The organism is Gemmiger formicilis (assembly GCF_016901605.1).
Classification (GTDB): Bacteria; Bacillota; Clostridia; order Oscillospirales; family Ruminococcaceae; genus Gemmiger; species Gemmiger formicilis_B.
In genome coordinates this window covers 1-219 of the sequence record NZ_JACJKP010000909.1, presented here as the reverse complement: position 1 = coordinate 219, position 219 = coordinate 1, and the positions used below count along the sequence as shown (strand labels likewise).

Below are 219 nucleotides of genomic sequence, written 5' to 3'. Positions count from 1 at the left end.
CTAACTACGGCTTTGATGCGCAGAAGGAAGAGTACGTCGAGGATATGATCGAGTCCGGTATCGTTGACCCGACCAAGGTTACCCGTTCTGCTCTGGAAAATGCTGCCAGCGTTGGCAGCGATCTGGCGCAGAGGAGCCTCCAGAGCCTTGCGGACAATCTTGGCACCGGTGCGCTCGTCGCCTTCCAGTGCGGCAACAACCTTGTCAACAGCGGGAATG

At 57.5% G+C, this 219-nt stretch carries 1 protein-coding gene; it reads right to left on the bottom strand.

The window, feature by feature from the left end; translation table 11 throughout:
- A partial coding sequence (locus tag H6B10_RS19200; protein ID WP_204652538.1) for a hypothetical protein occupies positions 1–219 on the bottom strand: 219 nt, incomplete at both ends.